Origin of the sequence: Pseudomonas sp. UM16 (assembly GCF_050312595.1) — a bacterium.
Lineage (GTDB): Bacteria > Pseudomonadota > Gammaproteobacteria > Pseudomonadales > Pseudomonadaceae > Aquipseudomonas.
In genome coordinates this window covers 1-20646 of record NZ_JBNPJT010000026.1, presented here as the reverse complement: position 1 = coordinate 20646, position 20646 = coordinate 1, and the positions used below count along the sequence as shown (strand labels likewise).

Below are 20646 nucleotides of genomic sequence, written 5' to 3'. Positions count from 1 at the left end.
TCGTGGAGTCATCGCAATGCCAAAACACCGCACTCTCTGCGCTGTGACATCGCAGCGTCATCTGCTCGCCTGCGCCATCGGTTTGCTCGCACTGCCTGGCGCCCAGGCGTTCGAACTCGATACCGGTAACGAAGACTGGGCTGTGCGTCTGGATAACACCGTCAAGTACAACTACGGGGTGCGTACCGAAAGCGCCGACAAACGCATGCTGGCCACGCCGAACAATAACGACGGCGACTACAACTTCCGCAAGGCCGGCACCAATATCACCAACCGTGTCGACCTGTTGACCGAACTGGATGTGATCTACCAGGGCAACATGGGCTTTCGCGTCAGTACCGCCAGCTGGTACGACAAGGCTTATGACAACACCGGTTCCAACTCCAACCCGTTCGTCAACGGCAATGGCGACAGCTCTGGTATCAACCCGAGCCTCAATGGCTTGCCCGGTACCGGCACGCCGCTGGGCAGCCCGCACCTGAGCAACTATGCCCAGCGTTATTACAGCGGCCCGTCGGGTGAAGTGCTCGATGCCTTCGTGTTCATGCGCACCGAAGTCGGCGAAAGCTCGGAACTGAGCGGCAAGCTCGGTCAGCACAACCTGTTCTGGGGTGAAACCCTGCTCAACCCGGTGCACTCGCTCAGCTATGGTCAGTCGGGCCTGGACCTGGCCAAGCTGGCTGCCTCGCCTGGCACTGAAGCCAAAGAACTGTTCGTGCCGCGCAATCAGCTTTCCACCTCGTTCCTGGTCAATCCTGAACTGACCATTGGCGCCCAGTACTTCCTCGATTGGGATGCTGCCAGACTGCCAGAAGCAGGAACCTATTACGGTGGTTCGGACCTGGTGGGCGAGGGCGCGCAGAGCTTCTTGCTCGGCCATACCGGCACCCCGGGCCTGATTCCAGTGCAAGGCGCGCTGACCAGCATTCGCCGGGGCGACGACCTGACCCCGGACAAGCGTGGCGACTGGGGGGTGATGGCTAAGTGGTCGCCAGAATGGCTGGGCGGCACCCTCGGTTTCTACTACCGCAAAACCTCGGAGATTCTCCCTCAGGCGTGGCTCGATGCCCGTGGCATGACGGTATCGCGTGGTCCGTTCGGCACACCGCCGGGCAGCGCCCAGGCCGCGGTCGGCAACCTCTACAACTCGCTGCAAAGCACCTCTTACCAGTTTGCCTACGCCGATAACATCGACGTCTACGGCCTGAGCCTGTCCAAGGACGTTGCCGGCATCAGCGTCGGCAGTGACCTGAACATCCGCCACAACATGCCGCTGGCCAGTATTCCGGCCATTGTCAGTGCCCCAGGGCAAGGCGGACTGGGCGGTGGTTTTGGCCTGTTGCCTCCACGTCTGCCTAGCAGTGGCGTGGTCTACGAAGTACCCAGTGATGGCGATGGCTTGAGTGCCACCGGCCAGACCTTGCACTGGACCCTCAACGGTTTGATGAGCATTGGCGACACGCCACTGTTCGACAGCGCGACGCTGCTGGGCGAACTGTTCTACAGCAACTTACTCAAGCTCGATGGCCACAACGAGGCTTTGTACAAGGGCAAGAGCAGCTACCGCGGCATCGATAAACCGACCCGCGACAACTGGGGCATCGCCGTCAACTTTACCCCGACCTGGTACCAGGTCATGCCCGGCGTCGACATGAGCATGCCGCTGTCGATCAACGTCGGTCTCGATGGCGTATCACCGGTACAGGGTGGCGGCGCCGAGAACACCGGCACCTACGCCGTGGGCGTCGGCGCCGCGGTCTACAACCAGTACTTCGTCGACCTCAAGTACGTCGACAGCTTTGGCGAATCACAGTCGTGCAAAAACGGCCAGACCGATGGCACGACACCCAATGCCCTGGACGGCGAGCAGGATTACACCTGCTACGGCGGAGGTTATGCCTCCTTCTCCGGCGGCGGTGCCACCACTGAGGACCGTGGCGCGCTTTACCTCACTGTTAAAACCACTTTTTAAGTCACGTCTTCCTTCAAACATCACGCAGGAAAACAATAATCATGAATTACGTCCGTACACTTTTAGCCACCTGCCTGTCACTGGCAGCTTTTACCACTGCCCACGCCGCTGTCTCCACTGACCAAGCCGCCCGCCTGGGCACTAGCCTGACCCGTATCGGGGCTGAATCAGGCGCCAACGCTGACGGCTCGATTCCCGCTTACCAAGGCGGTCTGGTTACGCCACCAGCCAACTACAAGAGCGGCGACAGCATGCGTCCAGACCCGTTCGCCGGGGAAAAGCCACTGATGGTGATCGATGGCAAGAATGTCGATCAGTACAAAGGTCAACTCACCGCGACCACCCTGGAACTGCTCAAGCGCTTCCCAACCTTTCGTGTCGATGTCTTCCCAACCCACCGCACCGTGGCATTGCCGCAGCCGGTGTTGGACAACACCTTGAAAAATGCCGTCGGTGCCAAGAGCCAGGAGGGTGGCACGGCCGTTGATAACGTGCTGCCAGGCATTCCATTCCCGATCCCGCAGACCGGTGCCGAGGCTATGTGGAACTTCTTGCTGCGCTACCAGGGCGTGAGCATGGCGGCCAAGTATGATTCCTGGAACGTCGACGCCGCCGGCGTACCGACCCTGTCCACCACGGGCCAGGCTAACATCAGCTACCCAATCTACGAGGACATGAACAAAACCATCGGTGCCAAAGACACCTACTACCAGATGAAGCTGGTGTACACCGCGCCGGCCCGCCGTGCCGGCGAAGCGATGATGCTGCGCGATGCCGCCAACCCCCTGGTGCAGCCACGTAGCGCCTGGCAATACCTGCCAGGTCAACGTCGGGTCAAGCTGGCACCGAACCTGGCCTACGACACGCCAAACCCAGGCACCTCGGGCTCGGGTACCTATGATGACGTGTTTGTCTTCAACGGCGCCCTGGACCGCTTCGATTGGACCCTGGTGGGCAAGCAAGAAATGTACGTGCCTTACAACACCTACAAGCTCACCTACAGCACCGACATCAAGAAGCTCACCACCCCCAACCACCTCGCGCCCGAGTTCGTGCGCTGGGAAAAACACCGCGTGTGGGTGGTCGAAGGCAAGCTCAAATCCGGCGCCCGCCACATCTATCACAAGCGTCGCTTCTACCTCGACGAGGACAGCTGGATCGCTCTGGCCTCCGACCAGTATGACGCCCGTGGTCAGCTGTACCGTGGTTCGTTCGCCTTCCTGAGCCAGAGCTACGACAAACAGACCCCAGATGCCACGCCGTTCATGATCTACGACCTGATCGGTGGCACCTACAACCTCAATGGCGTGGTCGGTGCTTACGGCGGTATCCGCTACATCGAGCCACTGTCCAAAACCCAGTGGTCGCCGGAATCCCTGGCCGGGGCCGGCATTCGCTGAGTCGATCCGCAGGGTAGGTACGGTCCGGCATCCACGTGATGCCGGACTGTTGGTTGAGCAGCCTGCTGCGTGCAGCGGCGATCCGGAGGATCGGGTATGTATTTTCTCAAGCGCTGTACCGCGTTGATGCTGACGTGGGCCGCTCTTCAAGGCGTGGCACAGGCCACGCCTTACATGGATGTGCTGGATATGCCAGCGACGCCCAGTGCCTTGGCAACGGTGAGCGCGTTGCGTGATGTGACCAGCGCCGGTACGCGCCTGGTGGCGGTGGGTCCGCGCGGGCACATTGTGTATTCCGATGACAACGGCAAGCAGTGGCAGCAGGCGCGTGTACCGGCCAGTGCCGACCTTAATGCTGTGAGCTTCGCCAGCGCCGAGCAGGGCTGGGCGGTGGGCAACGACGGGGTGATTCTGCACAGCAGCGATGGCGGCGTCAGTTGGCAAAAGCAACTGGATGGTCGCGTGCTGGGCGAGCAGGTGCTGGCCTACTATCGCGCTCAGGCCCAGACCGCGCCGAACGACGATCGCTGGGCAGCCTTGATCGGCGAAGGCGAGCGCCTGGTGCAGGAGGGCGCCGACAAGCCCTTGCTCGATGTGTGGTTTGCCGATGAGCAAAACGGCTTTGCCGTTGGCGTATTCAATCTGTTGTTGCACACCCAGGATGGCGGCCAGCACTGGACACCGTGGCTGGAGCGCAGCGACAACCCGCAAGCGCTGCACCTGACCAGCCTGGCCAGTGTTGATGGCGCACTGTACATCACCGGTGAACAAGGGCTGTTGCTGAAACTGGCCGCCGATGGCCAGCACTTTACCCGCCTGAGTATTCCTTACACCGGGACCTTGTTTGGCGCCGTCGGGAAGCCGGGTGCGCTGTTGGCGTTTGGCCTGCGTGGCAATGTGCTGCGCAGCACCGATGGCGGCCAACACTGGCAGCCGGTGAGCACTGGCCTGAGTAACAGCATCACTGCTGCGAGCCTGGACAGTACCGGTCAGCTGTGGCTGCTGAGCCAGGCAGGCGATGTACTGATCAGTCATGACGACGGTGTCAGTTTTGCCCAACTCAGCCAAACCGTACGTACCCCGGTAACTGGCGCGGCATTCGCGGCGGCAACCGACCTGGTGCTGGTGGGTGAGCGTGGTGTACGCACGCTCGATGTCGAATAACCACCGCTCCCATAACAAGAGAAGACCCTGATGGCCACCATCAAACAAGACACCTTGCCGGTAATACGTACCCTCGACGAATTCGACACGCGCTCGGGCAACTGGCTGGAGCGCCTGGTGTTCAACCATCGACTGCCGTTCATGGTGTTGATGCTGCTGGCTACTGTGGTGCTGGGCTATATGGCCCTGACGCGCCTGGAACTGCGCCCCAGCTTCGAGAAGATGATCCCGCAGAGCCACCCGTACATTCAGAATTACCTGGAAAACCGCCAATCATTGCGTGGCCTGGGCAACTCGTTGCGCGTGGTGGTGGAGAACACCCAAGGCGATATCTTCGACCCGGCGTATTTGCAGACCCTGCGTCAGATCAACGATGAGCTGTTTCTAAGCCAAGGCGTCGACCGCGCCTGGATGAAGTCGCTGTGGAGCCCAGGGGTGCGCTGGACCGAGGTCACCGAAGAGGGTTTCCAGGGCGGCCCGGTGATGCCGGACAGTTATCAAGGCTCGGCTGCTGACATCGCACAACTGCGCCAGAATATCGAACGTGCCAACATCGTCGGCAGCCTGGTTGCCCGCGACTTCAAGTCGAGCATGCTGATTGTGCCGCTGTTGGATCACGACTCGGCCACCGGTCGCGGTATCGATTATTACGCGTTCTCGCAAAAACTTGAGCAACTGCGCAATCAATACGAAGCCATCGGCACGGAAAACGGCGGGCAGGGCACCTACAAGATTCATGTGATCGGCTTTGCCAAATTGATGGGCGACCTGATCGACGGCCTGATGCAGGTGATGCTGTTCTTCGCCCTGGCGGTCGCCACCACCTTGGTGATCATCTACCTCTACACCCGTTGTGTTCGCAGTACCTTGCTGGTGGTGCTGTGTTCGTTGGCGGCAGTGGTCTGGCAACTGGGTATCGTCGCCTGGCTGGGCTATGCCATCGACCCGTACTCGATCCTGGTACCGTTCCTGATCTTCGCCATTGGCGTATCCCATGCCGCGCAGAAAATGAACGGCATCATGCAGGACATTGGCCGCGGCACCCATCGCCAGGTTGCCGCGCGCTACACCTTCCGGCGCTTGTTCATTGCCGGGGTCACGGCGCTGCTGGCCGATGCGGTAGGTTTTGCCGTGTTGATGCTGATCGACATTCCGGTGATTCAGGACCTGGCGATCACCGCGAGCATCGGCGTGGCGGTGTTGATCTTCACTTCGCTGCTGTTGATGCCGGTGGCGCTGTCCTATGTCGGCGTCGGCCGCAAAGCCGCCGAGCGTGCCTTGCGCATCGACTCGCGGGCCGCCGAGCACCGTGGTTTCGGTAAACTCTGGGATCTGCTCGATCGCTTCACCACGCGTAAATGGGCCACCGCAACCTTGCTGGTGGCGGCGGTGCTGGGGGCAGGGGGCTTTGCCATGAGCCTGCAACTGAAGATCGGCGACCTCGACAGCGGCGCCCCGGAGCTGCACGCCGATTCCCGTTACAACCGCGACAATGCCTACATCACCGGGCACTACGCGCTGTCCAGCGATACCTTTGCAGTGATGATCAAGACTGCGCCTGAAGGTTGCCTGCGCTATCAGACCCTGGTGCTCGCCGACCGTCTGGCCTGGGAGCTGCAACAGCATGCCGGGGTGCAGACCACGCTGTCGTTGACCAATGCCGTACGCCAGATCACCGCTGGCACCTACGAAGGCAACCCTAAACTCAACAGCATCCAGCGTAACCAGGACGTGCTCAATTACGCGGCGCAGCAGGCCTCGGTCAATGCTCCGGAGCTTTTCAACAGTGATTGCTCGGTGATGCCGGTGATCGCCTACCTCAAGGACCACAAGGCCGACACCCTCGACGAAGTGGTCGCGGTTGCCGAGCGATTTGCCCAGGCCAACAGCAGTGAAGATCGACAGTTCCTGCTCGCCGCTGGCAGCGCCGGCATCGAAGCGGCGACCAACATCGTCGTGCGTGATGCCAACCGCACCATGCTGCTGCTGGTTTACCTGGCGGTGACGGTGTTCTGCCTGATCACCTTCCGCAGCTGGCGCGCAACCTTGGTTGCGGTGTTACCACTGATGCTCACCTCGGTATTGTGCGAGGCGCTGATGGTGATGATGGGCATCGGCGTCAAAGTCGCCACCTTGCCAGTGATCGCTCTGGGCGTGGGAATTGGCGTCGACTACGCGCTGTACCTTCTCAGTGTGCAGTTGCACTACCAACGCAAGGGTATGTCGCTGTCCGAGGCTTATGAAAACGCCGTGGCCTTCACCGGCCGGGTGGTTGGCCTGGTCGGCATCACCCTGGCTGCCGGCGTGGTGGGCTGGGCCTGGTCACCGATCAAGTTCCAGGCCGACATGGGCATCCTGCTGACCTTCATGTTCCTGTGGAACATGCTCGGCGCGCTGATCCTGATCCCCGCACTGTCGTATTTCCTTCTGCCGGGCAACAAGGCAGAAGCGCCTGCATCCAGCCCCGTCAGCGCTGACGGGCTGCAACACTCCACCAAAGAAGTCGAGTATTCGCATCATGTCTGATTACCAACCACCTTTGCGCGACATGGATTTTCTGTTCAACGAGGTTTTCGCCATCCCCGCCATCTGGTCACGGATTCCGGCGCTGGCTGAGCATGTCGATGCCGATACCGCCAAGGCCATTCTGGAACAGGCCGGCAAGGTCATCGCCGAGGTGGTGGCGCCGCTCAATCGCAGCGGTGATGAACAGGGCTGTCGCTGGGAAGCCGGTCGGGTAATCACCCCGGATGGCTTTGCTCAGGCCTATCAGCGCTACGCCGAAGATGGGTGGGTCGGTGTAGCCGGTTCGCTGGAATACGGCGGCATGGGTATGCCCAAGGTGATCGGTGCGCAGGTCGAGGAAATGCTCAACGCTGCCAACCTGTCCTTTGGACTGTACCCGATGCTCACCGCCGGGGCGTGTTTGTCACTGCTCAATCACGCCTGTGAAGCGCTCAAGCAACAGTACCTGCCACCTATGTATGAAGGGCGCTGGACCGGCTCGATGTGCCTGACCGAGCCACATGCGGGAACCGATCTGGGCTTGATTCGCACCCGCGCCGAAGCGCAAGCCGATGGCAGCTACCGCATCAGCGGCACCAAAATCTTCATTACCGGCGGTGAGCAAGACCTGACGGAAAACATCATCCACCTGGTCCTGGCCAAGTTGCCCGATGCCCCGGCCGGCGCCAAGGGTATCTCGCTGTTTCTGGTGCCTAAGGTGATGGTTGAGGCAGACGGCTCGCTGGGCGCCGCCAATGCGCTGAGCTGCGGTTCGATCGAGCACAAGATGGGGATCAAGGCCTCGGCCACCTGCGTGATGAACTTCGATGGTGCCACCGGCTACCTGGTTGGTGACTTGAACAAGGGCTTGAACGCCATGTTCACGATGATGAACTACGAACGCTTGGGCGTGGGCATTCAAGGCCTGGCGCTGGGTGAGCGTTCTTATCAGAACGCGATCGAGTATGCCCGCGAGCGTCTGCAAAGCCGCGCGTCAACAGGCCCGGTGGCGGCCGAGCAAGTGGCCGACCCGATTGTCGTTCACCCGGATGTGCGGCGCATGCTCTTGACCATGAAAGCCCTGAACGAAGGCGGGCGGGCCTTTTCCACCTATGTTGCCTTGCAACTGGACCTGGCCAAGTACAGTGAAGACGCCGACGAGCGCAGCTGCGCCCAAGCCCAGGTTGCACTGTTGACGCCAGTGGCCAAGGCCTTCCTCACCGACATGGGACTGGAAACGACGGTGCATGGTCAGCAGGTCTTTGGCGGTCACGGTTATATCCGCGAGTGGGGCCAAGAGCAGCTGATTCGTGATTGCCGCATCACCCAGATTTACGAGGGCACCAACGGTATTCAGGCCATGGACCTGCTGGGCCGCAAACTGGTTGCCGACGGTGGCCGCGCCTATAGCGTGCTGTCTACGCAAATCAAGGCGTTCGCCAGCACGCTGGAGGGATCACGGGTTGAATTCAGCGAGCCGTTGCTGGCTGCCGTGACCCACCTCGATGAGTTGACCGCCTGGGTGCTGGACCGTGCGCAGGGTAACCCGCAGGAAATTGGCGCGGCGGCGGTGGAATACCTGCATGTGTTTGGCTACACGCTCTATGCCTACATGTGGGCACAGATGGCCGATGTCGCCCTCAAACAACCGGCGCAAACCGACTTCTACGCCAGTAAGCTGGGCACTGCACGCTTCTACTTCGCCCGCCTGTTACCGCGTATCCACTCGTTGTCCACCACCATCAAGGCCGGCAGCGCCAGCCTGTACCTGCTCGAGGCCGAACAACTGTGAACGATCCTGTGATACTCAACACGCGTGTCATAGCCCCAGCACCCGGGGCCTACAGCTACCCGCTGCTGATCAAGCGTCTGCTGCTGTCCGGCGTGCGTTATCAGCCCGGCCAGGAAATTGTCTACGCCGACAAGCTGCGCTACAGCTACATGACCCTGCGCGAACGCATTCAGCGCCTGGCCAATGTTCTGGTTCAGGCGGGGGTCAAGCCCGGTGACACGGTGGCCTTGCTCGACTGGGACAGCCACCGCGCGCTGGAATGCTTCTTTGCCGTGCCGATGATTGGCGCGGTATTGCACACGGTCAATGTGCGCCTGTCCGCCGAGCAGATCCGCTACACCATGAACCATGCCGAAGACCGCCTGGTGCTGGTGCATGACGATTTCCTGCCGATGCTTGAACAGCTGCAGGGCGACTTGCCGACGGTCAATGGCTTTATCCGCTTCAGCGATGCCGAGCCCTGTGCAACCACGTTGCCGATGCGGGGTGAGTACGAGGCACTGTTGGCGGCCGCTGATGCCGAGTTCGAGTTTCCCGACTTCGACGAGAACTCGCTGGCGACGTTGTTTTACACCACCGGCACCACCGGCAACCCAAAAGGGGTGTATTTCACTCATCGCCAGCTGGTGCTGCATACGCTCAATGAACTGGGCACCTTTGCTGCCTGTGGTGGCGAGCCGTTGCTGCGTTCGGGCGATGTGTACATGCCGATCACGCCGATGTTCCATGTACATGCCTGGGGTGTGCCGTATGTCGCCACCGCGCTTGGCATCAAGCAGGTGTACCCAGGGCGCTACGAGCCTAACCAGTTGGTGCGGTTGATGCGCGAAGAACAGGTAACGTTCTCGCACTGCGTACCGACCCTGCTGCAGATGATGCTCGATTGCGAAGAAGGCAAGCAGACCGACCTCAGTGGCTGGAAAATGCTCCTCGGCGGCAGCGCCCTGACCCAAGGCCTGGCCGCGCGGGCGAGCAGCCGCGGGATCCGGGTGTACTGTGGTTACGGCATGTCTGAAAGCTGTCCGCTGCTGAGCCTGACCTGCCTGACCGCCGAAGATCTGGCGCTGCCGATGGAGCAGCAGGTACCGCTGCGGATCAATGCTGGCGTACCGATCCCGCTGGTGGACCTGCGCATTGTCGATGAGCAGGGCGTTGAAGTGGCGCACGACGGCGAAAGTGTCGGGGAAGTCGTGGCACGAGCCCCTTGGCTGACGCAGGGCTACCTGAATGAGCCCGAACAAGGCGCAGCATTGTGGGCCGGTGGTTGGATGCATACCGGCGACATGGCCTGCATCGATGCGCGCGGGGTGGTGAAGATCCGCGACCGGATCAAGGATGTGATCAAGACTGGCGGCGAGTGGATCAGCTCGGTGGCATTGGAAAGTTTGATCAGCCAGCACCCCGGTGTCGACTCGGTGGCGGTGGTCGGCATTGCCGATGCGCAATGGGGTGAGCAACCGCTGGCCCTGGTGGTGCGCGTCGGTGGTATTGAGCTGGACCAGCCAGCCCTGGCCCGGCATCTGCAACAGTTCGTCGACAGCGGCAGCCTTAACAAATGGGCGGTGCCACGCCAGGTACTGTTTGTCGACGAGATACCGAAAACCAGCGTCGGCAAGATCAACAAAAAGCTAATTCGCGAGATGCATGCACAGGGAGAGCGTGTCGGCACGCAGTGAATACAAGCCGCGACGCTCTGGAAATTACCGGGCGTCGCTGGTATTTGCCCGCGCATGAGTTGGTCGGTGTGACGACATTTAGTACACTTGCGCGCTGGTCCGTAGCCTGGTGATTGCAATCAGCGTTGCGCAGAAGTATTCAGGGATGAGAGAAGGACGTTTTGTTGATGGCAGTCACCCCGTGCAAGTCGTGTAATGCACCCGTAGAGTCCAATGCCAAGGCCTGTTCGAACTGCGGCGAAGAATACCCGGGCGTCAACAAGGGCCAACAACTCAAATTAATCATCACGATTGGACTCGGGCTGTTGCTGTTCACCCTGTATATGGGCTGGCAGCGCGACGCTGCGCCACCCGCAACAACCGTCTCGGCGCCCGCGCCGGTTGCCGAACAACCGGCGCCGCAGAAGCTCGTCAGGGATGTACTTAAGTCCCAATCCCTGGGGATGACCCATGAACAGTATCGCGATCGGCTTAACGCGCTATTGATTGAAAGCGCCAGCCCTTATCGGGTAGAGAATGAATCGGTGCATGATGTCTATGACGGTCTTCTGTGGAAAGCCAAGCTCGGCGACTTCGTGACTGTGACTGCCCGTGCGTCGCATAACACCCAGCTGATTCTGGACGTCGCGGTATACGCGTCTGGCAATGACACCCGAGAATCCGGGCAACAAATCCAGGACCTTGCCAGTATCGCCTTGGCTGCTGCTTCTACCGAGGCGGATTATCGGGAATTTCCCAAGCAGTTTGAGCAAATGGTCAAGGGCACCCCTTACAGCGTAGATGCCGTGAAGTTCGAAGCCGGAATGGCCGGGTTGCTAGGCGTCTGGTTTCGAGCGACGCCGCAGTAGGCAAAGATGCCCATAGCGCCTTACTGGCTGGCCTTGACGCAGTCGTCGGCACCAGGTGGGTTTCATGCCGTTCTTCCTTAATGCACCAGGTCCTACCCTTGGGATGCTTGCGATTTGGAAATACCACGGCAAAGGTTAGATCACGGCGTATAAATTCACCTATTTCATCGATCCGCTGCACGCCCGGTCCGATTCGCAGGCGGCGCGACAAGTTGTCTGCTTGACTTTGCCAGAAGGGGCTTGAATGCGGTAAAGTTGACGTCGCGGTCAGCTTTCTAGGTTTTTACGCCGACCTTACTTACGGAACGTTCAAGATTCCGCCCCCCCAGTTTCTCCAGTACCTGAATACGACATGGGCAGCCTGTTGCTGCCCAGAGGATGAACCATGTCCAACCGTGATATATCCCGGCGTGCCTTGCTTCAAGGTGGGCTGATTGCCGGTGTCGGTGTAACCCTGGCGCCGCTCGGCAGCCAGGCATTTGCCGCCCTGATGGAAAATAGCGTGACCACCTCGCCGCAAAAGTGGATGAGCCATGACGGTAAAGCGCGCTTTCGCAATGATGCGCTGTCCAAGGTGTGTGGCAACAAAGTATTCGCCCGCGACATTCGCGCCAAGGACATGCCCGGTTGGCCGCAGCAACAGGGCCACGCCTTGCTACTCAAAACCATCAAGGCCGACCGCATTTACGAAGGCCATGATCTCTCCTGGCTGGGCACCGAGCTGCAGCCGGATCGCATCGTCACGGCTGCCGATCTGGAAAAGGACGGCATCGCCTTCCCTGAGGCGCACTCACCGGACCCGTTGCTGCCGCCTGGCAAGGTACCGATGTTCATCGGCCATCCCGTAGCAATTCTGATTTGGAACGATTTCGAGCGCTATCGTCGAGCCAAGCTGAAACTGCAGTTCAACGACAAGGCCATTCGCTACGGCGCCCAGGCGCCTCTGTACCAGACCGATCCCTACGGCAGTTTCCGCTTCGTGCGGGTGGGCGGCAAAACGCCTTATGAAGACGATGAATTCTCCAGTTTGAAGAATTCGATGCTGTTCCCGACCATTCTCAACCGCAAACCGGTTTGGTCCAAGGAGCCCAAGCAACACGGTGACCTCACGGAGCAGGGGCTGTTCTATGCCTCGCGCATGGCCGAGCAGTTGCAAAACCCGCCACAGGACTGGCTGATATTCGACGAGCGTTACAAGACGCCTTCGATTGAACCGGCAGCTCTGGAGCCCGACAACGGCAACGGCTGGTACGACCCGCAGAGCGGCACCTTGCATTTTGTCGTCGCCACTCAGTGCCCGTTCGAGGTTGCCCACGAATGCGTGCACATGATCAAACCGTCGCGCTTCGCCCTGAACACGCTGAACATGCACCCTGGTTACACGGTCGGCTACGGCTCCAAGGACAACAACATCTTTGTTTTCTACGCAGCGCTTGCCGCGCTGTATGGCGCAGGGGTGCCGGTGCGTCTGGCCAATGATCGCTACGAGCAGTTCCAGAGCGGCATCAAACGCCATCCGTTCGACATTCATTACCAGTTGGCAGTGGACAAGAAGGACATGTCCTTCAAGATCTTGCGCGCCGACATGAGCGTCGATGGCGGCGGCCGCGCCAACTACAGCTCGTCGGTGGCAGCGGTGGGGGCGACTGCCGCACAGTCGATCTACTACATGCCGCAGAACGATCTGGCCGTGACCGCCTATCACTCCCGCGGGGTTGAGGCGGGGTCGATGCGCGGTTACGGCACCCTGCAGACAATGGCAGCGACCGAGATGATGGTCGATGAGATCGCCGAACGCCTGGGCGTGGACGCTATCGAATTGCGCCGGGTCAACGCCCTCAAATCAGGCATGAAGAACACCCAGGGCGCCGTGCCCGCCGGTGCTCTGCGCCTGCACGAAATCCTCGACAAGGCCAGTGCCCACGATTGGTGGAAACACCGCGATGCACGCAAGAAAACCATGGACGCCAAGGACCCGGATAACTGGTACGGCGTTGGCTTCGCCATTTGCCAGAAAGACTTTGGCACTGGGGCTGAAGCACCGATGGCCAGCATCGAGTTCAGCGCTGAAGGGCATATCAGCCTGCGCCACATCGGCACGGAGCTGGGCACCGGCATGTCGACCTCGCAGGCGTTTGTGGTCGGTGACTTCCTCGGCCGTTCGGCTGACCAAGTGACGACGGCGGAAACCCAATGGCCGGAGCTGCAGCTGGCCACCAGCGGCAACCCCTATCTGATCAGCCAGGATGAGCAGGACGCCGCATTACGCAATCCGCGCTGGGTCGGCAAGTTGGCCTCGCCGTCGTCAGCGACCAACTCGGCGTTCTACTTCAGCCATGCCACCCGCGAAGCGGCGCGTGTACTGTTCAATCACGGCCTGTGGCCGGCGGCGATGGCGCTGTGGCGGCAAGGCCCCTTTGGCGGTCAGGCCAACCCACTGGTGGTGCGCCGCGAAAACGCGGTGTGGGTCAACGGCGCGTTGACGGGCAACGGCCTGTCGCCGATCCCGTTTACCGAGCTGGCGAAAAAAGCCCACGAAATGGGCCTGGTGACTGGCGTCAGCGTGCATGGTTTTAACCGTTGGAGCTGGGCAGAGGCCGATTTCGTCATCGATGGTGTACGCGATCGGTTGCCGCTCGATGCGCTGGCGGTCAAGTACGGTGACGGTGCGCCAACGGCGAAGAAGGCACAGATGAGCAGTGCCGGTTACCACCTGCTGGATCGGCACAACGCCGCCTATCCAGCCACCCAACTGAATAACGCCATGGTCACCTACTACAGCCCGGTGGCGACCATCGTCGAAGTGAAAGTCAACAAGGGCAGCGGCGAAGTGCAGGTTCTCAACCACCACAGCTGGGTGGAGTGTGGCCGCGTGCTGGTGCCGGAGCTGGTCAAAGGGCAGCTTGAAGGCGGTATCGCCATGGGTATCGGCCATGCCTTGATGGAAGAGATGCCGTTGTACGAAGGGGGACCGGGGGAGGGTGACTGGAACTTCAACCGTTATCGCCTGCCGCATGGCAAAGACGTAGCGGTGTGGCAGCAGACCTCGGAGATCCTGCCACCGCTGTCGCCGACTGACCCGTCCAAGGGCATCGCCGAAGTGGTGATGATTCCGGTGGTTGGCGCCATCGGCAATGCCGTCGCCCATGCCATTGGCAAGCGCGTGCGCGATCTGCCAATCACCCCCGCTCGCATCAAGGAGGCCCTCAATGGCTAACCGTTCGCTCCAACTGACCTTGAACGGTCAATCCGTCGGCCCGGTCGAGGTTCCTGAGGACCTGCCGATGATCGACTACCTGCATGAATACCAGAACCTTACCGGCTCGCGACTTGGCTGCGGTCAGGGTATCTGCCATGCCTGTGTGGTGATCGTCGACAACCCCGACGGCACCAGCGAGGAAGTACGCACCTGCATCACCGGCGCCAACTATTTTGATGGCAAGCAGGTCCGTACCATCGAGGGCCATGCCAAGTACGACGAAGCAGGCGAACTCAGCGAACTGAACCCGATTCAGCAAAAATTCGTCGATCGCTTTGCGTTCCAGTGCAGCTACTGCGCCCCCGGCTTCGTCAATGCCGCCACCGTGCTGGTGGAGAAGGCCCAGCGCCAAGCGCTGAAGAAAAGCGAACTGGAGAGTGTCATCGAAGCCAGCCTTGGTCACCACATCTGCCGTTGCACAGGGTATGTGCGTTATTACGAAGCCACTCGCGAGGTGCTCAGCGACCTCGGTTTGGTCAAGGAGGGTTGAGCATGTTGCGTGTCTTTTCCACTCTTGCCCTGGCCGCTGGCGTTGCATTGTCAATCACCGCGCAAGCAGCAGACCCTGCTCAGGTAAAACGCGGTGAGTACCTGGCGCGCGCCGCCGACTGCATGGCCTGCCATACCGCCGAAGGCGGGGCGCCGTTTGCTGGTGGTCTGCCAATTCACTCACCTTTCGGCACGATCTGGGGCAGTAACATCACCCCGGACAAAGAATTTGGCATCGGCGGCTACAGCGCTGACGAGTTCTTCGCCGCCCTGACCCAAGGCAAACGCAAGGACGGGGCCAATCTCTACCCGGCAATGCCCTATACCTCCTACCACCTGATCACACGCGAGGATTCCGATGCCATCCATGCGTACATGATGAGTGTGGCCCCGATTCATCGTCCGGCGCCCGAGACCCGCCTGAGCTTTCCGTTCAACGTGCGCATGGGCCTGTCGGGCTGGAACATGCTCTACGGCAAAAGCGTCGAGCTGCAGAGTACCGAGGGCAAAAGCCCAACGTGGCAGCGCGGGCAGTACATGGTCGAAGTGCTCGGCCATTGCGGTGAATGCCATACCCCGCGTAACAGTATCGGCGCCCTGCAGCAGGACAAACGCCTGACCGGTGGCTTGCTCAACGGCTACTTGGCCCCCAGCCTGTTGGCCCAGGATCTGGCTGAGCGTGGCTGGACCACGCCAGACCTGACCACCTTCCTCAAACACGGTATGAGTGCCCAGGGCAGTATGTTCAACGAGATGTTCCCGGTGGTGCACCACAGCACCCAGCACCTCGAGGACGCCGACCTGGCCGCCATGGCCACCTACTTGCTGGGTGATCAGCCGCCGCCGGCCAAGGTGGTCAAAGCCGTGGCATTTGATCAGCTCAGTGATAGCGCCAAGCGTGGTCGTCAACAGTACTTCAACGTCTGCGCTGGCTGTCACGGGGTCGAGGGCGAGGGCAAACCACACATCGCCGTGGCGATGCAGGGCAACACGGTGCTGCGCCAGGCCGACTCACGTAACCTGGCCAAAGTGATACTCGACGGTATCCGCGAACAGCAGTTCACCGGTTTTGAACGCATGCAGCCCATGCCGGGCTTTGCCGACAAGCTCAGTGATGAACAGGTGGTCGATCTGATCAACTACCTGCGTGAGGCTTGGGGCGGCTTGCCCGGTGATCTTGGCGTACAGCAGCTCGCGCAGCTGAAGGTGGAGTGAGTTGTGCAACATTTAGACCTGCAAGTGGTTCGCCAGGCCTTGAAGTGGTCGGCTGCCGGTCAGCGTGTGTGGTTGTGCACGGTGTTGTGCACCTACGGTTCGGCGCCTCGTGCGCCGGGCTCGCTGCTGGCGGTGAATGACCGCGGGCAGTGGCTGGGGTCGTTGTCGGGTGGTTGTGTTGAGGATGACTTCCTTGAGCGTGTGGCCAGCGGTGAGTTTGCCGAGCCGGTGACTGTCGTGCGCTATGGCGATGCGAGCGATGCACACTCGAACATCCGCTTACCCTGTGGCGGTGTCCTTGACGTGCTGGTGGAAAACCTGCCTGCCGATTGCGAGGTGCAAGCTCACTTGAGTGAACTACAGTCGGCACTGCTTGGCCAGCGCCGGCTGCTGCGCGAAGTGGGCTTAGCGGATGGTCAGCGTCACTTGCACGATGACCATAGCCAGGGCCCTCGAGTGGAACGCGACGCTACCCGCGTACGCCTACGGGTGGGGGCTGCGCAGCGGCTGTTGTTGGCGGGTTACTCCAGCGTTGCACACTTCTGCGCTCAGTTCGGCAAAGGCCTGGGTTTTGACGTCATCCTTTGCGAGCCCCGCGAAGAGGTGCTCAATGGCGTGGTGCTCGACGGCATCGAGATTCGTCGTGAACTGCCTTCAGTGTTCATCGCCAACGGTGGTTGCCATGCCGACACGGCAGTTGTTGCACTGACTCACGACCCGAAGATCGACGACCTGGCCATGCTCGAAGCCGTGCGCACCGAGGCGTTTTACATCGGCGTGATGGGCTCGCGTCTCACCTCGGACAAACGCCGTGAACGCCTGCAGCGCATCGGCAGCTTGAGCGAGACTGAACTGGCGCGCATACACGCCCCCATTGGCCTTAACCTGGGCAGTAAAACCCCGGCGGAGATAGCCCTGGCCGTGCTCGCCGACATCGTGCGCATTCGCAGCGGCATTGCCCGCGAGGCGCTGTGAGCGTTGTCGCCCTGGTCCTGGCGGCCGGCCAAAGTTCGCGATTTGGCGCCGACAAGCGCCGTGCGCGCCTGGCGGACGGTCGCAGCCTGTTGGCGCACAGCGTCGAACATGCCCAGGCGGTGTTCGATGATGTGCGCGTGGTGCTGCGTGAAGGCGAGCAGGCGCAAGACTTTGGCCTGCCTGACGACTGCCGAATTGTTTACAGCCTTGAGGCGGGGCAGGGTATAGGGCACAGCCTGGCAGCCGGCGTCGCCGTGCTTGCCGACAGTGGCGCCCAAAGTGTGGCGATCTTGCTGGCAGACATGCCCTGGATCGCCCCAACCACGCTTGAAAAATTGGCTGATGCTGCAACGCCTTCGACCATTGTCTTTCCAGTCTATGAAGGGCAGCGTGGCCATCCGGTGTTGTTTGGCCGCGATTTCTGGCCCGCGCTGACACAACTCAACGGTGACGAAGGTGCGCGCTCGGTGCTGCAAGCGCACCTTCAGCGTTGCGTCAGGGTGGCGGTGGACGATGCCGGTGTGCTGCGTGATGTGGATACGCCGGATTCGTTGCGTGATCACGGCTAGCGCCACGCAAGGGCTGTCAGTAATCTCGTGCCTCATCGAACCATTGTTGCGCCTGTTCTTCGGTCACGCCCAAGCGGGCGACGTGGGCAAGCCGACTGAACTGCCACACCGCCTCACCAAGGTCTTCACGTTCAGCCGTTTCAATGCCCTTCATCGCATTGAAATGGCAGGCAAAGCCTGTGATCGCGGCTTTCGCAGCTTGCGCACTCTCGGCTATTTCGAGTGCGCCCAGAGTGACGTCATAGGCGGCATTCGCGGCATCCGCCATGCGACTGCTCCAGCCTGCGAACGGCCGTCCGTACGACTTGTGCCACCATTCAACGTTGCGCAGCTTGCTGACCGATGCATAGTCATTCCAAGCGCGAACCTTTTCTCGCGCTTTCATCTGCGCTTTCAATCGTTTTCCGGCGGCCTCATCGACGTTATAGGCAATAAACATATCGAGTTCCGGCCAAACGTCGAGTGACGGCATGCCTGCCAGATCGGGGGCAAACCTGATTTCCAGACGTTTGAGCCTGGGCAATTTCGCGAGTGCTACCCAGTCGGTAAAGCTGCCATGCAGCGCGAGGCTGTCCAGTTGCGAAAAGTGCTCAATCTCTCTGAGTGAAATGGATTGCCCCAGCGGCTTACTGTTGAGCGACAGTGAAGCCACGCCATGGAGCAGACCAAGCTCGGGCAGGGTATAGGGCGCGTCACTTTGACGACGGGAAAGCGTTGGTGCCAGCGAGAGCGAGTGCGGCAAATTACCCGCCGCTGTAAAGCGTGAGAGGTCGCCAACTAGCTCAAGCTGGCCATCCTTGGGCAACATGAGATTAAGGTGGCCGGACACACCCCCAAGGCGGATTTGCAGCGTGGAGATCTGTGAGGCACTGGCATTGATACTGCGCCTTTCGGCAAATGCCGGAGCCCATACGAATGATTCAATCCGGCGCTGCACGGCCCAACCGAAAAAGTCGCTGTCATTGCCGCAATAGCTTATATAGCGAGGCCACGGCGACCCGGCAGGAGTGGAGAAGGGGGCGAATGCCGACCAGTTGATGGCTGCATCGGGAACAACGTGCAGACCTCATCAAGTCAATGAAAGGCGATGGATGACCTGGCAGTTGTCGTCCGGGTCACGAGAGGTCGAAAAGCCAAGCTCGCGGGCCAGCTCATGCATCGCCGTATTGGCAGCGGAGTCGATTGAATACATCGTTGTGTAGCCATTGGCCCGCGCCTTGTCGATCAAGTGGCCAAGGAGTAGGGGGCCAAGGCCGCGATTTTTCCACTGATCATCAACCGTTACTGCACATTCACATTCGCCGGGCTCGGCGCATGCGGCATAGCGGCTGATTCCCACCTCCTGCAGTTCGCCATTGACGTGGGCCAATGCGACATAGGCCATATGTTCATGCTGATCGACAGTCATCAGTTGATCAAGCATGGCCTCACCAGGCTCATTGATCTGGCACAGGAAGCGGAAGTGTCGCGACTCGGATGAAAGACGCATGATGAAGGCCTTTTCACGTTCGCGATCCTCAGCACGCAGTGGCCTGATGAGAACATGTCCGCCTTCTTTCAGCGGCTCGATCCAGTGTTCGCCTGCTTCAGGCGCAAAGGCGGAGGTGGAAGGGGATTGTGCAGTGGATTGAACAAGCGCCATGAGAGTTACTCCGAAGGGGGAGAGAGGTTCATAAAGCACCCTTACTTATCTACACCTGTCCAGGCGCCCCTGTTTGATGCAGGTCAAACGCGAGGCATCTACGGGCAGGGGAGGTCAAACGTTACAGGCATTTAAAGCGCTGCTTATATTACCCAATGCTTATATAACTCAACTAAATAGTTATTTAGTTGAGTTATACCTAGAGGCTATAAACAAAGTTGTTACGACATGCAGTGGAAAAGGCCGCGAACACGTACTGTAGAGGTCAATTCAAAAGGGGTAACAGGCACAAAATACTCGGCTTGCCACCTTTGAGTTTGCAATGCCTGCCGGGCTGAAGGCTTACTCCAGGGTGGGTAAACACGCAGTGCACGCTTGCCGCCGACACCATTTCTGGACATGACACCTAGGGAGAGCAAGGTTTCACGATCAAAAAGGGTTGCGGGAGGATCAACACTTGTACGCCATCAGATACTCACCATGGCCCGTTTGGTCATCAACTTGCTCCTTGACCACCTCAAAGCCTTGCGACTGGTAAAAGGCAAAACTGGGTGTGTTTTCCTTGTAAACCGCCAGGGTCAACTCGTCACGAAGCTTTTTCGCGTGCTCGAGCAACTGCTTGCCCAGGCCGTTGCCCTGATGGCTGGGATCAACAAACAACGCAGCCAGTTGATTGCCCAGCAAAGAACAAAACCCCAGAACCCCGGATTGATCCTCAACGACATAGGTCTCTGATGCCGGGACGTAAACGTCACGCATCGTCTGTGTATGGGATTGCCAGTAAGAAGCATCGATAAAGTCATGGGCCTGGATCGATGCGCTCAGCCAGATCTCCAGAGTACGTTCCATGTCGCGATGTTCAAATGCTCTTATCATTTGTCATTCCATTGTGGCGGGTGCAGTGCAAAGGCTGTGATTATGCCGCAAAGCAAACATTCAGTGATCCGCACAGAATGAATGAAATGTTCGAGGCTGATGGCTTCAGAACAAGGATTGGCCAAGAGAGGGATTTCCAGCCTTGAAATCTGACCGTCACTGACCCTGGCACTCCAGCATGACGGTTCGCATAATGTGACGCACGTTATGTTAGCGAAGCCGGCCGATTAGGCCGAATCAGGCGCCGGGAAAATCGCGCAGCCC

At 60.0% G+C, this 20646-nt stretch carries 15 protein-coding genes and 1 pseudogene; 12 read left to right on the top strand and 4 right to left on the bottom strand.

Going from position 1 to position 20646, the window contains the following annotated elements; all coding sequences use genetic code 11:
* Nucleotides 1-16 precede the first annotated feature (16 nt).
* The 12 genes from ACQRAX_RS23535 (at nucleotide 17) to ACQRAX_RS23480 (ending at nucleotide 17864) form a co-directional block, all read left to right on the top strand.
* On the top strand, nucleotides 17-1972 hold the full coding sequence (locus ACQRAX_RS23535) for a DUF1302 domain-containing protein (RefSeq protein ID WP_412041446.1): 1956 nt from the start codon (nucleotides 17-19) through the stop codon (nucleotides 1970-1972).
* Between the two features lie 41 nt (nucleotides 1973-2013).
* On the top strand, nucleotides 2014-3372 hold the full coding sequence (locus ACQRAX_RS23530; RefSeq protein WP_412041445.1) for a DUF1329 domain-containing protein: 1359 nt from the start codon (nucleotides 2014-2016) through the stop codon (nucleotides 3370-3372).
* Between the two features lie 96 nt (nucleotides 3373-3468).
* Entirely contained in the window at nucleotides 3469-4536 is a 1068-nt protein-coding gene (locus ACQRAX_RS23525) for a WD40/YVTN/BNR-like repeat-containing protein (protein ID WP_412041444.1), read from the top strand.
* 30 nt (nucleotides 4537-4566) lie between these two features.
* On the top strand, nucleotides 4567-7062 hold the full coding sequence (locus tag ACQRAX_RS23520; RefSeq protein ID WP_412041443.1) for an efflux RND transporter permease subunit: 2496 nt from the start codon (nucleotides 4567-4569) through the stop codon (nucleotides 7060-7062).
* Nucleotides 7055-8833, top strand: a complete 1779-nt coding sequence (locus ACQRAX_RS23515) for an acyl-CoA dehydrogenase C-terminal domain-containing protein (protein WP_412041442.1) — start codon at nucleotides 7055-7057, stop codon at nucleotides 8831-8833. The genes ACQRAX_RS23520 and ACQRAX_RS23515 overlap by 8 nt, the downstream gene beginning before the upstream one ends.
* A gap of 11 nt (nucleotides 8834-8844) precedes the next feature.
* Nucleotides 8845-10509: a fatty acid--CoA ligase gene (locus ACQRAX_RS23510; RefSeq protein ID WP_412041477.1), complete on the top strand. Its 1665-nt coding sequence runs from the start codon at nucleotides 8845-8847 to the stop codon at nucleotides 10507-10509.
* Nucleotides 10510-10676: 167 nt separating this feature from the next.
* Nucleotides 10677-11357 carry a hypothetical protein gene (locus ACQRAX_RS23505; RefSeq protein ID WP_412041441.1) on the top strand — a complete coding sequence of 227 codons (681 nt, stop codon included), beginning with the start codon at nucleotides 10677-10679 and terminating at the stop codon, nucleotides 11355-11357.
* 385 nt (nucleotides 11358-11742) lie between these two features.
* Nucleotides 11743-14574: a xanthine dehydrogenase family protein molybdopterin-binding subunit gene (locus ACQRAX_RS23500; protein WP_412041440.1), complete on the top strand. Its 2832-nt coding sequence runs from the start codon at nucleotides 11743-11745 to the stop codon at nucleotides 14572-14574.
* On the top strand, nucleotides 14567-15106 hold the full coding sequence (locus ACQRAX_RS23495; protein WP_412041439.1) for a (2Fe-2S)-binding protein: 540 nt from the start codon (nucleotides 14567-14569) through the stop codon (nucleotides 15104-15106). The genes ACQRAX_RS23500 and ACQRAX_RS23495 overlap by 8 nt, the downstream gene beginning before the upstream one ends.
* A gap of 2 nt (nucleotides 15107-15108) precedes the next feature.
* A complete protein-coding gene (locus tag ACQRAX_RS23490) occupies nucleotides 15109-16320 on the top strand; it encodes a c-type cytochrome (RefSeq protein ID WP_412041438.1) in 1212 nt (403 codons plus the stop codon).
* Between the two features lie 3 nt (nucleotides 16321-16323).
* On the top strand, nucleotides 16324-17295 hold the full coding sequence (locus tag ACQRAX_RS23485; RefSeq protein ID WP_412041437.1) for an XdhC family protein: 972 nt from the start codon (nucleotides 16324-16326) through the stop codon (nucleotides 17293-17295).
* Nucleotides 17292-17864 (top strand): nucleotidyltransferase family protein, encoded by a 573-nt coding sequence (locus ACQRAX_RS23480; RefSeq protein WP_412041436.1) that lies wholly within the window; start codon nucleotides 17292-17294, stop codon nucleotides 17862-17864. Before ACQRAX_RS23485 ends, ACQRAX_RS23480 begins: the two co-directional genes overlap by 4 nt.
* A 16-nt stretch (nucleotides 17865-17880) precedes the next feature.
* Here the strand turns inward: ACQRAX_RS23480 and ACQRAX_RS23475 are convergent, their stop codons facing one another.
* The 4 genes and pseudogenes from ACQRAX_RS23475 to ACQRAX_RS23460 form a co-directional block, all read right to left on the bottom strand.
* Complete coding sequence (locus ACQRAX_RS23475; RefSeq protein WP_412041435.1) at nucleotides 17881-18801, bottom strand: hypothetical protein; 921 nt, start codon at nucleotides 18799-18801, stop codon at nucleotides 17881-17883.
* Between the two features lie 132 nt (nucleotides 18802-18933).
* On the bottom strand, nucleotides 18934-19506 hold the full coding sequence (locus ACQRAX_RS23470; protein WP_412041434.1) for a GNAT family N-acetyltransferase: 573 nt from the start codon (nucleotides 19504-19506) through the stop codon (nucleotides 18934-18936).
* Between the two features lie 221 nt (nucleotides 19507-19727).
* Nucleotides 19728-19931 (bottom strand): annotated as a pseudogene (locus ACQRAX_RS23465) (MepB family protein); the annotation flags it as partial.
* A gap of 25 nt (nucleotides 19932-19956) precedes the next feature.
* On the bottom strand, nucleotides 19957-20382 hold the full coding sequence (locus ACQRAX_RS23460; protein WP_412041433.1) for an N-acetyltransferase: 426 nt from the start codon (nucleotides 20380-20382) through the stop codon (nucleotides 19957-19959).
* Nucleotides 20383-20646 lie beyond the last annotated feature (264 nt).

Coding starts and splice junctions, on each gene's coding strand:
- ACQRAX_RS23535 (WP_412041446.1), top strand. CDS start 17: ATGCCAAAACACCGCACTCTCTGCGCTGTGACATCGCAGCGTCATCTG.
- ACQRAX_RS23530 (WP_412041445.1), top strand. CDS start 2,014: ATGAATTACGTCCGTACACTTTTAGCCACCTGCCTGTCACTGGCAGCT.
- ACQRAX_RS23525 (WP_412041444.1), top strand. CDS start 3,469: ATGTATTTTCTCAAGCGCTGTACCGCGTTGATGCTGACGTGGGCCGCT.
- ACQRAX_RS23520 (WP_412041443.1), top strand. CDS start 4,567: ATGGCCACCATCAAACAAGACACCTTGCCGGTAATACGTACCCTCGAC.
- ACQRAX_RS23515 (WP_412041442.1), top strand. CDS start 7,055: ATGTCTGATTACCAACCACCTTTGCGCGACATGGATTTTCTGTTCAAC.
- ACQRAX_RS23505 (WP_412041441.1), top strand. CDS start 10,677: ATGGCAGTCACCCCGTGCAAGTCGTGTAATGCACCCGTAGAGTCCAAT.
- ACQRAX_RS23500 (WP_412041440.1), top strand. CDS start 11,743: ATGTCCAACCGTGATATATCCCGGCGTGCCTTGCTTCAAGGTGGGCTG.
- ACQRAX_RS23495 (WP_412041439.1), top strand. CDS start 14,567: ATGGCTAACCGTTCGCTCCAACTGACCTTGAACGGTCAATCCGTCGGC.
- ACQRAX_RS23490 (WP_412041438.1), top strand. CDS start 15,109: ATGTTGCGTGTCTTTTCCACTCTTGCCCTGGCCGCTGGCGTTGCATTG.
- ACQRAX_RS23470 (WP_412041434.1), bottom strand. CDS start 19,506: ATGGCGCTTGTTCAATCCACTGCACAATCCCCTTCCACCTCCGCCTTT.
- ACQRAX_RS23460 (WP_412041433.1), bottom strand. CDS start 20,382: ATGATAAGAGCATTTGAACATCGCGACATGGAACGTACTCTGGAGATC.